11 protein-coding genes and 1 tRNA gene are annotated in these 13232 nt (G+C 40.4%); 3 read left to right on the top strand and 9 right to left on the bottom strand.

All coding sequences use genetic code 11. The features are described from left to right. Positions 1-2: 2 nt before the first annotated feature. The 4 genes from rpsI to HCN_RS07520 form a co-directional block, all read right to left on the bottom strand. Positions 3-392, bottom strand: a complete 390-nt coding sequence (rpsI, locus tag HCN_RS07535) for a 30S ribosomal protein S9 (protein WP_002955401.1) — start codon at positions 390-392, stop codon at positions 3-5. A gap of 9 nt (positions 393-401) precedes the next feature. Next, positions 402-830, bottom strand: a complete 429-nt coding sequence (rplM, locus tag HCN_RS07530) for a 50S ribosomal protein L13 (protein ID WP_002955400.1) — start codon at positions 828-830, stop codon at positions 402-404. A gap of 84 nt (positions 831-914) precedes the next feature. Further along, positions 915-2756: a menaquinone biosynthesis decarboxylase gene (locus tag HCN_RS07525; protein WP_014667129.1), complete on the bottom strand. Its 1842-nt coding sequence runs from the start codon at positions 2754-2756 to the stop codon at positions 915-917. A 77-nt stretch (positions 2757-2833) separates the two neighbouring features. Then, entirely contained in the window at positions 2834-3352 is a 519-nt protein-coding gene (locus HCN_RS07520) for a hypothetical protein (protein ID WP_002955398.1), read from the bottom strand. Between the two features lie 242 nt (positions 3353-3594). On the opposite strand from HCN_RS07520, the gene HCN_RS07515 reads away from it, so the two are divergent. Continuing rightward, a complete protein-coding gene (locus HCN_RS07515) occupies positions 3595-5688 on the top strand; it encodes an RNA degradosome polyphosphate kinase (protein WP_002955397.1) in 2094 nt (697 codons plus the stop codon). A 48-nt stretch (positions 5689-5736) separates the two neighbouring features. Here the strand turns inward: HCN_RS07515 and HCN_RS07510 are convergent. Then, positions 5737-5813 (bottom strand) — tRNA-Arg (locus tag HCN_RS07510). A gap of 227 nt (positions 5814-6040) precedes the next feature. On the opposite strand from HCN_RS07510, the gene gap reads away from it, so the two are divergent. Both gap and HCN_RS07500 read left to right on the top strand, forming a co-directional pair. Further along, positions 6041-7036, top strand: coding sequence for a type I glyceraldehyde-3-phosphate dehydrogenase (gap, locus tag HCN_RS07505; protein ID WP_014667128.1), 996 nt, complete (start codon positions 6041-6043; stop codon positions 7034-7036). Between the two features lie 255 nt (positions 7037-7291). Next, positions 7292-8575, top strand: coding sequence for a glucose-6-phosphate isomerase (locus tag HCN_RS07500; protein WP_014667127.1), 1284 nt, complete (start codon positions 7292-7294; stop codon positions 8573-8575). A 140-nt stretch (positions 8576-8715) separates the two neighbouring features. On the opposite strand, the gene HCN_RS07495 is transcribed toward HCN_RS07500, so the two are convergent. From HCN_RS07495 to trxB, 4 genes are all read right to left on the bottom strand, one after another. Next, positions 8716-9678, bottom strand: coding sequence for a TIGR01212 family radical SAM protein (locus HCN_RS07495; protein ID WP_014667126.1), 963 nt, complete (start codon positions 9676-9678; stop codon positions 8716-8718). After that, positions 9663-11099 (bottom strand): amidophosphoribosyltransferase, encoded by a 1437-nt coding sequence (gene purF / locus HCN_RS07490; RefSeq protein WP_002955392.1) that lies wholly within the window; start codon positions 11097-11099, stop codon positions 9663-9665. The genes HCN_RS07495 and purF overlap by 16 nt, the downstream gene beginning before the upstream one ends. Before the next feature lie 78 nt (positions 11100-11177). Continuing rightward, positions 11178-11945, bottom strand: coding sequence for a 4-hydroxy-tetrahydrodipicolinate reductase (gene dapB, locus HCN_RS07485; RefSeq protein ID WP_002955391.1), 768 nt, complete (start codon positions 11943-11945; stop codon positions 11178-11180). A gap of 271 nt (positions 11946-12216) precedes the next feature. Further along, complete coding sequence (gene trxB, locus HCN_RS07480) at positions 12217-13152, bottom strand: thioredoxin-disulfide reductase (protein WP_002955390.1); 936 nt, start codon at positions 13150-13152, stop codon at positions 12217-12219. Positions 13153-13232 lie beyond the last annotated feature (80 nt).

Raw genomic sequence — 13232 nt, 5'->3', positions numbered from 1 at the left:
TCCTACCTTTTTGAGAATTGTGGGCTTCTGCGTGCCTTTCTTTTACCATATTTTTTACGCTCAACAACGCGTGAATCTCTTGTGAGAAGTCCCTTTGGCTTAAGAATTGCTCTAAAAGCAATATCATAGTTGTTAAGTGCTTTTGAGATTCCGTGTCGCAATGCTTCTGCCTGTGCGGAATAACCACCACCCAAAGTAACGGCGTGAATATCCACAGACTTTTCTTGCTTTGTTAAAAGCAAGGGCTGCATAACTTTCATTTTAATCGCCTCGTGTCCGCCAAGCCACTCATTGAGACTTTGTCCATTGATGGTGAGTTTCCCGCTTCCAGCACTCAACCAAACTTTTGCGATTGCTGTTTTTCTTTTTCCTGTTGCATAAACTTTTGCCATAGTATTCCCTTATTTTGAGCTTTTAGAAACTTGTGCGCTGTGTGGATGTTCGCTACCACGATATACCTTGAGCTTTTTAAGCATAGCTCGTCCAAGCTTATTTTTTGGGAGCATTCCACGCACTGCGAGATGATAGAGCTTTTCTGGATGTTTTTCTAGCATTTCTTGCAAAGTCTTACTTTTTGTGCTTCCAAAGTAGCCAGAATGCGTGAAATATTCCTTATCTTCAAGCTTCATTCCTGTAAATTTTGCTTCAGTAGCGTTGATAATCACTACAAAATCTCCACAATCAATATGTGGTGTAAAGCAAGGTTTGTGCTTACCACGCAAAAGTGTTGCCACCTCAGTGATGAGACGACCAAACACCTTGTCTTTGGCATCAAGCACAACCCACTGACGATTAATGTCATTTTGTGTTGCTATTTTTGTCAATTCCATCGTATTTCCTTGAAAGTATAATCAAAATTGAGAATTGGCATTATAGGTTAGATTAGCTTAAAAAAATATTAACTTAAGCTTATTTTAATATAAGATTCCAAATCGCTCTAAAAATGCTTCATCAATACCTTGTAGTAGCCCTTTTTGTCGCAAACTCTCAATCACCTCTGCATTGCAGTTTGTATCAAGGGGCCACTCTCGCAAATGCCCTTCCAACTTACCTTTATCACTCGCATCAACAAACACAAGATTCTGTGTAACAAGTATATCGCGTTTAGCATCAATATTGTTCACAATCCGCCAAGTCAGCATATAAGGATTGTCAAGCTTATTTTTATGAGAATCTACAAAAATGACAATACTCAAATGATTGTGTAAATTTTCAAATGCCTGCATTTTTTCTTTTACGGCATTTAAGAGATTGCTTTTTTTATCCACGCTGATAATGCAAATGGGGTTAGGCGTATGGATAAAATACTGCTTTAGCCCCACGGCTTGTGAAAAAATCGCTGTGATACGCTTCAAAAGCACCTCATCGCTTAAAGCACAAAAATCAGGCTTTTCCACAGGTGTGATAGCTTCTACGCCAAGTTTGCCGCCGTGGGCAAAATCTGGGCTAGAGTGATCAAGTGCATCGCAAATGCCTTCTGTAATCAGCAGATTCTGCGGAGAGAATCTATGTAAAATATATGTGCCAAAGGTTTCATAATCAGCTAAATCGCCTACATTTTCATCAGTAAAAATGGCGTGTTTGACAAAGCTCATCTGCCCCACACCCCAAAATGCATGCATAATCTGCTTACTATGTGAGGGATATTCAGGCTTAATTTTTGCAAAAATGAGATTGTGGAAGATGCCATTTTCTGGCATATGATAATCAATCAAACCTTGAGCAGTGGTTTGCAATAGGGGCAAAAATACTCTTTCTGTGAGATAGCCCATATATTTATCTTCAAGCGGAGGCTTACCAACAATTGTGGCTGGAAAAATAGGCTTTTTTCGCATAGTGATAGCGGAGACTTCAAGCACGGGGTAAGGCTCAATAGGCGTGTAGAATCCTGTGTGGTCGCCAAAAGGTCCTTCATCTCGCATTTGTGTCGTATCTACCCAACCTTCAATGACAATATCCACATCATAAGGCACAAAAAGTGGATTTGTGATACAGGGGCAAAGCACAGGCTTTTTCTCGCGGATAAAGCCATAAAGCATAAGCTCAAAGATTCCCAAAGGCAATGGAGCCTGTCCGCACCAAATATACAATGGATCACCCCCAAGTGCAATGCTCACAGGCATTTTTTTATGTGCTTTTTTATACTCGTGAAAGAAATGCTGTGAATCTTTGTGAATCTGCCAATGCAATCCTAAATGTGTTTCATCATAGACTTGCAAACGATACATACCGAGATTTTTTTGTGTGCCATTAAGATTTTGCGTATAAACTTGCCCCATCGTGATAAACGCTCCGCCATCACGCTCCCAAGTGGTAAGGATAGGCAGGTCAAAGAGATTAAGATTCTGTGTTTTAATAATCTCTTGGCATTGCCCCCTTTTTTTGATGTATTTTGGAAAGACAGAACGCATGGCATACAGCTCTTTAAGCTTGTGGAATATCTGCTTGATACCTTTGGGTGGGCTAAGATGTAAAAGATTTTGTAGGCTATGAGCGATTTTTGGAATGGGTTTATTGATAAGAAGATCAAGTCTTTTATGTGAGCCAAAGACATTCATAAGTACAGGAATATCAAACTCCTTGCCACTTTTTTTGCAAATAGGTCGCGTAAAAAGCAAGGCTTTAGAATCTAGCTTTTTTACTTCAATATAAGCAAGTTGGGGGATTTCAAGGTAAATATCAAGCGGTGTGTCAATAATAGTAAGTTCATCGTGTTCTTGTAAAAATTTGATGAGTTGTCTAGAATCTAAAGCCATAGAAAGCTCCAAAAAAAGTTCTACCAAAACAATACTAGAATCTTAAGGCTAGATTCTAACCTTAAGACATTGCAGTGCTAGAAATGCAAACCTATAAGCGCTTGGATATTGTGCATTTTTTGATTAGCTTTGCTTGCTTCAAACTCTGGATTTTGGTAAGTGTAAAGCAGCCCCAAAGAGATAGGCAAAAGATCAAATTTTAACTTTAATCCTGCGTTGTATGAAGTCGTATCTTTAAAAATATCATTAAAGCTTGAGTGATTGATACCTACATAAGGAGTAAGTCGCGCAATAATAAGCCCTATGTTATACCCCGCAGATACACCATATTGAAGGTTTCTAAACTTAGCTCCATCGCCTTTGTTAAAATCATACTTTACCTGCGGAGCTACCACCAAATCAAATGCCCCAAGCCACACACGACCAAACGCTCCATAGCTATCTGTGGCAATAGAGCTATCCTCTTTTGTTTCTGCTTTGATTTTACCGGCTGCGAAACCAAACTCTGGGCTTATCTCAAAGCCTGCAATACTCACTGCAAACGCATTTGCTCCAAATCCTGCTGCAAAAAGCAAAGAAAGTAAATATTTTTTCATCAAAACTCCTTTGTGATTTGTGAATCCAAAATTGTGAATCCAAAGAGACATTATAGGAAAAATATGTTTGATTTTGCTTAAAGAGTTAGAAAATGAGTAGAATTTGAAACATTTTTACCATACATACACTAGATTCAAAAGTCTTTTTAATAAAAAAAAATGATTTAGAATAAAAAATGAGATACAATCAAGTCCTATGATATTGAGCAAAACATTTGCGTAAGTTAATGGGGGAAGTAGCTATGACAATCAATGATTCTAAAATGTATTTCAATCGGGAGCTTTCTTGGCTTAAGTTTAATACGCGCGTACTAAATGAGGCTAAAAATACGCATATACCGCTTTTAGAGCGACTAAAGTTTGTGGCTATTTATGGCACGAATTTAGATGAATTTTATATGATACGCGTGGCAGGATTAAAGCGTTTATATGCAAGTGGGATTACAGAAGTGGGAGCGGATAAACTTACACCATTGCAGCAGCTTAAAAGCATACGGGAATATCTTGATAAGGAAAAACGCACACTGGAGAGTGTTTTTAAGGAGATTCAAAGCGGACTTGCCAAAGAAGGTATGCATATAAAGCAGGTTTCACAACTCAATAGTGAGCAAAAAGCTAAGTTGTATGAATATTTTCTGCATTATCTCTATCCTGTGATTGTGCCTGTGGTGGTGGATTCTACACATCCTTTTCCGCATTTAAATAATCTTAGCTTTGCTATTGCGTTACGGCTAAAAAGTCTGCAAGATGGGAATGTGAAGTTTGCAATGGTTAGAATATCGCGGCTATTACCGCGTTTTGTGGAGATTGAAGGTGGAGTTTTTATTACCATAGAAGATATTGTAGGGGAGTTTGCAAGTGAGCTATTTGGGGACTATGAGATTCTAAGCTATGTGCCTTTTAGAATCACGCGTAATGCGGATATGGAAATAGAAGAAGAGGAGGCTGATGACTTTATTGAAATTATGAGTGAAGGGCTAAAAACACGCCGCAAAGGCGAGGTTGTCCGCCTTGAAGTGGGTGTAGATAAGGATAATAGTCTGCTTCATTTTATTAACTCTCATCTTAATGTTGATCCCAAAGATATTTATGCTTATAACATTCCGCTCAATCTTAGTGGATTGTGGGAGCTTGTGGGAAGTAAGGCATATGCTCATCTTACAACTCCGCCTTTTAACCCCAAGATTCTCCCGCCATTGCAGGGTAATGTAGATTTGCTCTCTACCATAGAATCTGAAGATATTTTGCTTTTTCACCCGTATGAAAGCTTTGATCCGGTGGTGAATTTTATCCAAAGTGCGGCAAAAGACCCTGATGTGCTATCCATTCGTATGACGCTTTATCGCGTCGGGAAAAACTCTCCCATTGTCAAAGCCCTGATACAAGCGGCTGAAAACAACAAGCAAGTTACCGCACTTGTGGAGCTTAAAGCTCGTTTTGATGAAGAGAATAACCTGCATTGGGCGCATTCTTTAGAATCTGCTGGGGCACACGTGATTTATGGAGTTCCGGGGCTAAAGGTGCACGCCAAAATCGCCCTTGTGATTAAGAAAATCGGTAATACGCTTAAGGAGTATGTGCATCTAAGCACGGGGAATTACAATCCAAGCACGGCTAAGATTTACACTGATATTTCGCTGCTGACTTGCAATAACGCCTTTGCCAAAGATGCTATAAAGCTTTTTCATTCACTCTCAACAGGCTCATCATATCGCACAAAGCTTGATTGCTTGATGATTGCACCAACGCAAATTAAGCCTAAGATTCTAGAATTGATTGAAAATGAAGCCAAAAAAGGTGCTGAAGGGCAGATTATTATGAAATGCAACGCTTTTGTTGATGTTGATGTGATTGCGGCATTATACAAGGCATCAATGGCGGGAGTGAAGATTGATCTTATCGTGCGTGGTGTGTGTGCGTTGCGTCCGGGAGTAAAGGGTGTGAGTGAGAATATCCGTGTGTTTTCTATCATTGGTAAATACCTTGAACACGCTAGAATCTACTATTTTAAGAATGATAGCGTGGGTGTATATTTTGCTTCAGCAGACATTATGCCAAGGAATCTTGAAAGACGCGTGGAGATTCTTACCCCTAGCCTTAATACACAAATGAGCAAAAGGCTAATGGAAATTCTAAAAATGCAACTTAATGATAATGTGCAGATGTATGAATTGCAAAGTAATGGTGAGTATCAAAAGGTGCAAAGCACACAAAAAGCCTTCAGTTCTCAACTTGCTTATGAAGAATATGTCAATGCGATTTATGGAGATTCTGTAAGGAATGATGAATTAAGTAAGGCAAAAAAACTCGCTAAAAGAATGCTAAAAGAAAGCTAGAAGTTATAGATTTTAGAATCTTTAAGTGGTATATTTTTTGTTGCTGGGTGGTGTCCTCGACGCGATTCGAACGCGTGGCCTCACGATTAGGAATCGTGTGCTCTATCCAGCTGAGCTACAAGGACAAAAGGCATAAATACAACAAAGAGTAGGAGAAAGTCAAAAGTCGCTATTTTACACTCATTTGAGCGATAAATCAAGCTAAAAGCTGTGTGAAAGCATATTTTTATGCTAGAATACGCCTCTAATTACCACCTACTAGAGTTTATGAGTATTTTTTGTCGGTTTTAGGGTAAGATTCTATAAGATTTTCAAAAACTTGATGTGGTAGAAATATTTTAAGGAGAGAACTATGGCAATCAAACTTGCGATTAATGGCACGGGACGCATTGGGCTATGTGCGGCTAGGATTATTGGGGAACGCGATGATGTAGAGCTTGTGAGTATAAATACCACAGCTAGCATAGATACTTTAGTGCATTTGCTGCGATATGATTCTGTGCATAGATTCTATGATGTTGAGAAGTTAGATGAAAGCACTCTTCGTATTGGCAAAAGCAAAAATGTAAAAGTCTTAAGCGATAGAGACCCTTTGAATCTTAACTTTGGCGAGGCGGTAGCCGTGCTTGAATGCACGGGCAAGTTTAACGCCCTTGATAAAGCAAAAGCACATATTAAAGGCAATGTCAAACGCGTGATAATTTCAGCTCCATCCGATAACACGCCAACTTTTGTCTATGGCGTCAATCATACGCAATATAATAATGAAAGTGTGATTTCAAATGCGTCCTGCACCACAAACTGCCTTGCCCCCATTGTGAAAGTGCTAGATTCTACTTTTGGCATTGAAAACGCCCTTATGAGCACTATCCATAGCTACACGAATGATCAAAATCTCCTTGATGTCAAGCATAAAGACTTACGCCGAGCGCGTGCAGCAGCCCTATCTATGATACCTACAAGCACAGGTGCTGCAGGGGCTATTGGGCTTGTATTGCCCCATTTAACAGGTAAGCTTAATGGCATTGCCGTGCGTGTGCCAACGCCTGATGTGAGCTTAGTGGATTTAAGCGTGAATCTAAAGAGTGAAGCAAGTAAAGATTCCATTAATGAAGCATTTTATAAGGCTCAAAGTGGCGAGAGTTTTGAAGGGGCATTTAAGGGGCTTATTATCGTTGATGATGAAATGCGTGTATCAAGCGATTTTATCGGTAGCAAGGCGAGTGCGGTAATCGTGCCAGATAAGACAATCGCCATTGGCAAGAGTGCAAAAGTCCTTGCGTGGTATGATAATGAGATGGGCTATACGCACAGACTTGTAGATATGAGTGTGTATGTGTGCAGCTAGTCGTCTTGCGTCGTCTCTTTTGTAGGTTTGGACTGGTGCTTCGCACAAGTGGTGATTTTAAGAGATTGCTTCGTTCAAGCTGTGGGCACTACCCTTAAGGTAGCTTCCTTGCTTTCACTCGCAAAACTCTTAAAATCCCTCAAAAAGATACTTCCGCAGCTGGTTTTCTAAAGAAAATGGGTTTTGGTAAAATATTTGCGGCGGTAGCCTAGATTCTGAATCTGGCTTAAAATGGAAAAAAGGTAAATAAAGTAAATGAAAAATAAGCAAAATTGTCAAAATTCTCTAGTGGAGTTTTCTTTACATTTTAGCCATACACATACGCAAAGCGAGTGCGATAGGGTGTTTAGTGGAATCTTACAAGAGAGAGAAAGCAAAAAAAGTGGCTATTATGACTTGCCTTTTCAATCGTATGCGTTACAGGAAGCAAGGGTGTATGTCAAAGAAAATGAATCGTTTTTAGATTCTTTATCTTATCTTGTGATTATTGGTATTGGCGGGAGTTCCTTGGGGTTAAAAGCCATTGATGGAATGTTAGAGCATTTACCTTGTAGAAAAGCATTAAAGCTTGTGTTTTTGGAGCATACTGACCCTTTACATATTATGAAAGCCTTGCAGGGCGTGGCGTTGCATAATGCTTTGTTTATTGTGATTTCAAAATCTGGCACGACTATTGAGACTTCATCTCTCCTTAAATATGTGCTTGAAAAATATAGATTGTTAGAAAATATGGAGAGTAAAAAGCATTTGCTTGTCATCACCGATACATCTTCACCGCTTGAAACTTGGGCAAAAAGTGTGGATATAAAGCATTTTGAGATTATGCCAAATGTGGGCGGGAGATTTTCAGTGTTAAGTGCGGTGGGGCTTGTGCCTTTGGCGATTTTGGGCTTTGATATAGAGGCTTTATTACAAGGGGCGGCTAAGATGACGCAGAGATTTTTTGAAAGAAAAGAAGAGCATATTTTATACAAAGCCCTGACTTACGCTAAGCAAAAAAAGCAGATTCCTATGAATGTGCTTTTTTCTTACTCTAGCCTTTTTACGCAGTTTAATGCGTGGTATGTGCAGCTGTGGGGGGAGAGCTTGGGGAAAATTAATGCAAGTGGAGAAAAGGTTGGACTAACGCCTATTGCGTTAATTGGCAGTATTGATCAACACTCTTTTTTACAACTCATCGTGCAAGGTGTGCGTGATAAAAGCGTAACTTTTCTTAGTCTTAATCCCGCTCATAGCTTAATCCCGCGGATTCCAAATGTGAAGATTCCACATTTAGAATCCACAGATTTTGTGAATAATCAAAGTTTTGCTACCTTGCTGCATAATCAACGCCTAGCTACAATGCAGACTATTGAGAATGAGGGCATTGCCACCGATTGTATTGAAGTGATGAGATTGTGCGAAGAGAGTGTGGGGATTTTGATAGCGTATTTTGAACTTTTGACTTCGTGCGTGGGAAACATCTTTGAGATAGACACTTACAATCAGCCCGGTGTGGAGTTTGGCAAGGTGAGATTGAAAAAACTTTTTCAATCCTAGGGGATTTGTAGATTCTATTATGGTTAAAAGATTTTGGAATCTAGGCTAGATTCTTAGAATCTAAAAATTGCACCCTAAAATCCCACAGCATAAAAATAAAACTGCGGAAGCATTTCTAAGCTAGAAAGACAATGCAGAATCTAATACTCTATCCCCACAGCTTTTAGCTTATCGCGGAGACAACGCATTTGAATATTTTTATCAAAGCACCATTTTGGTGCAAGAAGTGTATTATCGTGTGCCCCCGCACTAATCCTTTGCACCACGACATCTGCCGGGATTCTCTGTAAAGATTCTACAATAAGATCGCTAAAGCATTCCATTGTGATAGGTTCATATTTGCCCTCTTTGTAGAGTTTAGCAAGGCGTGTGCCATTCACAACATACAGCGGGTGAATCTTAATACCATTAATGCCCCATTCTAACACACAATCAAGCGAGTGAAGCATCATCTCCGGGGTTTCTTCAGGTAACCCATAGATTAAATGCGCACAGACTTTTACGCCCTTTGCCCTTGTTTTTTCAAACATCTCCTTTGCCCCAGCAATGCTATGAGCACGGTTTGTAAGCTCCAAAGTCTTATCATACACACTTTGAATCCCATACTCTAGCCAAATCTCCTTGCCATTTTTGACATACTCTCCCAAAAGCTCCAAAAGCCTATCTTCCACGCAGTCTATGCGTGTGCCTATGCTTAGCCCCACGACATTAGGGAAGCTCAACGCCTTATCATACAGGGCTTTAAGCGTATCAAATGGTGCATAGGTATTTGTATAAGATTGAAAATACACCATATACTTGCCTACACCAAATTTTCTTTGATGAAACTCCGAATGCCAACAGAATTGCTCTTCAAGCTGATGCAGTTGTTTTTCGAGCAGTGGATTTGTAGTGAGTGAAAAATTCATCTTTACTTGCGAGATTTTATCAAGCTTAATAAGGCTAGGCGAGAAGCTTTCATTATCACAATATATGCACCCACCCTTTGCCAAAGAGCCATCAATATTTGGACAAGTAAAGCCCTGCAAGGAAATGGGGATTTTTCTAACCCTCCCGCCAAATCGTTTTTTAAAGTATCGCCCCACACTTAGCACGACACGCACGGATTTGCCCCTGTCAAGTCACTTCTAAAATCATTTGTAAAATCATCAATATACACTTCATCAAAACACGCCTTACACATCGGCTTATTCTCATCTCCCAAGCTCCGCATAAGCCCATCAATAGATAAAAATCCTAAAGAATCTGCTCCGATATATTTTCGCACTTCTTCAATGCTTTTATTCGCACAAATGAGTTCTGTCTTATGCGGTGTATCCACACCATAAAAGCAAGGCGAGATAGTCGGCGGAGAGCTAACAAGTAAGTGAATCTTTCCAGCCCCCGCTTGACGCAAAATCTTTATAATCTGCTTACTTGTCGTCCCCCTTACCACAGAATCATCAATAACGATAATGTCCTTACCAGCGATAAGCTCGGCAATGGGGTTAAGCTTCAATCGCACTTTGAGTTCCCTTTGCTGTTGTGTTGGCTCAATAAATGTCCGCCCCACATAGTGATTGCGGATAAGTCCAAGCTCAAAGTCAATGCCACTTTGTTTGCTATACCCAAGTGCGGCTGCCACGCCAGAATCTGGCACAGGAATTACCATATCGGCTTCAATCTTATGCTCTTTTGCGAGTTCAATCCCCATTTGCTTCCTAGTTTTATACACATTATGTCCAAAGACATTACTATCAGGTCGCGCAAAATACACATGCTCAAACACGCAAGGGTGTTCTTTTGGCTCAAAGACTTGAATACTTTTTGGTTGATTATCACTTAAGGAGTATGCCCCATCAAAAATGAGCATTTCCCCCGCCTTAACCTCCCTTACAAACTCCGCTCCAACCAAGTCAAACGCACAGCTTTCACTCGCCACAATATAGCCCGTGCTGCCATCTTGATTCTGAATCTTGCCTAGGCTCAAAGGACGCAATCCATAGCGATCGCGTATAGCAAACATCTTTGTGCGTGAAAGGAATACAAAGCAATATGCCCCATCAACCCGCCCCAAAGCGTCTATGATTCTATCTGTGAGACTTTGCTTTTTGCTTCTTGCGATTAAGTGGATAAGATTTTCCGTATCAAGGTGGCTTTGGAAAATCGCTCCTTCATTAATCAGCATTTGCCGCACTTGCTTGGCGTTTGTGAGATTCCCATTATGTGCGATTGCCATTTCGCCCAAATCATAGCGAGCAAAAATAGGCTGTGTGTCGTTTATGGAATCTTCCCCAGCGGTTGAATAGCGATTATGCCCTATGCTTGAGCGACCTTGCAGTTTGCTTAGGCGTTTTTCCGTGAAGATTTTGGTTACAAGTCCGGTGTTTTTGATTGTAGTGATTTTGCTACCATTGCTTGCTGAAATACCGCTTGCTTCTTGTCCGCGGTGCTGCATAGCAAAGAGTGAATAATAGCTCAAAATACTTGCATTTTCTACATTATATACGCCCACAACCGCACATTCTTCATTCCAATGCTTCATCTGTATAATTTCCTTGATTTTCTTTTAAAATTAGCACTTTAAAATTCGCAATTGTATAGCAACAAAACTAATAAGTTTTTATAATTGTAAAGCATCTTGAATGCTATACAAGCCATTTTTTTGCTTTACAATCCATTCTGCCATATCAATCGCCCCTTTGGCAAATGTAAGGCGTGAAGTGGCATTATGCGTAAGCTCTAAATATTCTCCATCAAGGTAGAATCCTATCGTATGTCGCCCAGCCACATCGCCACCGCGTAGGCTCATCACAGCAATTTCATCTTTTTTTCGCTCTCCTATCATTCCGCAACGCCCACTCACTTGGACTTTTTCAAGGCTAAGATTCCTAGCCTTAGCACAGCTTTCAGCCAAGCTCAAAGCCGTGCCAGAGGGAGCGTCTTTTTTGTGTCTGTGGTGAATCTCACAGATTTCTATATCGCTTTCTTTAAGTGTGCTGCTCACAAGGGCGGCGATTTTATTTAGCATTGCTACACCTTTACTCATATTTGTCGCATACAAAATCGGCATTTTTGTGGAGGCATTCTCTAACAAATGCTTAGTGTCATCATCAAGCCCCGTTGTGCCAATAACAAGTGGTGTAGGGCAGTGCAAGGCTACTTCTAGCAGGGCTTTAGTAGCGTAAGCTGAGCTAAAGTCAATAATCACATCGCTAGATTCTAAAAAAATCTTAAAATCTTTTGTTACCATCGTGCTAGAAGGGAGTGAATACTGCAACTCATTTCGCACATACACGCTTGAGAGATTAAGCCTATCGTGGTTTAGAATCTCTTCAATCAGTAGTCGTCCTACACGCCCTGTCGCACCAAAAATGCCTACTTTTAGCATTAGATTCTCCTTAAGATGATTTAAAAAGCGTAGTATAGCATACGCAGATAATGAAACCTTATGTCAGTTTAATATTTTTGAGTTGTTTTGTGGTTGAGATTCTAAGCTGTTAGTATAGTGTTGGGGGATAAGCGGTGTCTAGCAAATGATAAAATTTGCTAGTTATGCCGCTTTTGTAGGCTTTGCTATGATTTATCGAATGGGCTTATAGATATGTGAAGCGTGAGATTCTAATAGATTCTAGGATTGTCTGAATCTAAAATCTACAAACTCACTTATGCTCCAAATACGCAATCGCACTTAACGCCGCAGTAGCACCATCTCCAGCAGCACACACAACCTGTTTGCTCGCTTGTGTCCTTACATCTCCAGCGGCAAATAGCCCCTCCACACTTGTTTTCATCGATAAATCAACTTTCACACTTCCCCATTCATCGCACTCACACAGCATTGAGCCATCATCTTGCTTTAAAGTTGCGGTATTGACATCATAGCCCACAAAGATGAAAAGCCCATATACGGAGATGACTTCAGTTTCATTAGAATCCGTATGTCTAATACGCACACCGCTCACACCCGAGCTATCGCCTAAAATCTCTTCAATCACCGCAGGTGTGATGAAGTGAATCTTGTCATTATTTTTGGCGTGAGTAATAGTGCTAGGGGCGGCACGAAACTCATTGCGTCTATGGATAAGATGCACTTTTGAGCAGATTCTACTTAAATAAATGGCTTCTTCAAGGGCGGTATCGCCTCCGCCTAGCACGACTACTTCTTGATCTTTATAGAAAAATCCATCGCAAGTCGCACAAGTGCTAATGCCCTTGCCCCAATACTCATTTTCCCCTTTGAGATTGGCTCTCTTTGGGCTGCCACCAGCGGCAAAAATCACAGCCTTTGCTTGTTCTGTACTCTTATCGGCTAGATGAATGCTAAAGATTCCATTTTCTTTTGTGATTTGCTTGACTTCAGCCATTTTGTGCTTTAAGCCAAAGCGAAAGCATTGCTCCTGCCAAGGCTCCATAAAGTCCATACCACTGACTATTTCTTTAACACCGGGATAATTTTCTATCTCGCTACTTCCTGTGATTTGCCCGCCGGGCATTCCTTTTTCAAACAGCACGACATTTTTTAATCCACCGCGTGTGGCATATAGCCCCGCACTTAGCCCAGCAGGACCACCACCGATAATTGCTACATCAATCATTTTCTACTCCTTTTTTTGATAAAAATTTTCCATTATTAAAACTCAATAAAAGAATCTAAGAGTAAATATTGCGATAATTT

It is taken from the genome of Helicobacter cinaedi PAGU611 (genome assembly GCF_000284635.1).
GTDB classification, from domain to species: Bacteria; Campylobacterota; Campylobacteria; order Campylobacterales; family Helicobacteraceae; genus Helicobacter_C; species Helicobacter_C cinaedi.
The sequence above is the reverse complement of the archived record's forward strand: the minus strand, read 5'-3'. Positions and strand labels throughout refer to the sequence as shown.

What these genes read in the sequence shown, in the direction of transcription:
- purF (WP_002955392.1), bottom strand. Translation starts at nt 11,099, where the DNA reads ATGAAGCATTGGAATGAAGAATGTGCGGTTGTGGGCGTATATAATGTA.
- dapB (WP_002955391.1), bottom strand. Translation starts at nt 11,945, where the DNA reads ATGCTAAAAGTAGGCATTTTTGGTGCGACAGGGCGTGTAGGACGACTA.
- HCN_RS07500 (WP_014667127.1), top strand. Translation starts at nt 7,292, where the DNA reads ATGAAAAATAAGCAAAATTGTCAAAATTCTCTAGTGGAGTTTTCTTTA.
- HCN_RS07525 (WP_014667129.1), bottom strand. Translation starts at nt 2,756, where the DNA reads ATGGCTTTAGATTCTAGACAACTCATCAAATTTTTACAAGAACACGAT.
- rplM (WP_002955400.1), bottom strand. Translation starts at nt 830, where the DNA reads ATGGAATTGACAAAAATAGCAACACAAAATGACATTAATCGTCAGTGG.
- gap (WP_014667128.1), top strand. Translation starts at nt 6,041, where the DNA reads ATGGCAATCAAACTTGCGATTAATGGCACGGGACGCATTGGGCTATGT.
- HCN_RS07515 (WP_002955397.1), top strand. Translation starts at nt 3,595, where the DNA reads ATGACAATCAATGATTCTAAAATGTATTTCAATCGGGAGCTTTCTTGG.
- trxB (WP_002955390.1), bottom strand. Translation starts at nt 13,152, where the DNA reads ATGATTGATGTAGCAATTATCGGTGGTGGTCCTGCTGGGCTAAGTGCG.
- HCN_RS07520 (WP_002955398.1), bottom strand. Translation starts at nt 3,352, where the DNA reads ATGAAAAAATATTTACTTTCTTTGCTTTTTGCAGCAGGATTTGGAGCA.
- rpsI (WP_002955401.1), bottom strand. Translation starts at nt 392, where the DNA reads ATGGCAAAAGTTTATGCAACAGGAAAAAGAAAAACAGCAATCGCAAAA.